At 64.2% G+C, this 274-nt stretch carries 1 protein-coding gene; it reads left to right on the plus strand.

Features of this window, described 5'->3' with window-relative positions:
- The coding region (locus SB753_RS37165) for a catalase-related domain-containing protein (RefSeq protein WP_410805146.1) at nt 1-218 on the plus strand (218 nt) is incomplete at its 5' end.
- Between the last annotated feature and the right edge of the window lie 56 nt (nt 219-274).

Raw genomic sequence — 274 nt, forward strand, 5'->3', positions numbered from 1 at the left:
GCGAGGACGACGACTACTACAGCCAGCCGGCCGCGCTGTTCCGGATCTTCGACGACGCGCAGCGTGGGCGTCTGTTCGGCAACATCGCGCGGGCGATCGAAGGCGTGCCCGCCGATATCGTCGCGCGCCAGGTCGAGCACTTCCGCAAGATCGACCCGGCGTATGCCGATGGCGTGATCGCGGCAATCGAGGCGCTCGCAAAAGCGAACGCGAAGTAACGTATCAGTTCGTGGACGGTGGCAAGGTGCTGTCGTCCACGCGGAGAAAGATCATG

It is taken from the genome of Paraburkholderia sp. SIMBA_053, from assembly GCF_046534895.1.
GTDB lineage: Bacteria > Pseudomonadota > Gammaproteobacteria > Burkholderiales > Burkholderiaceae > Paraburkholderia > Paraburkholderia caledonica.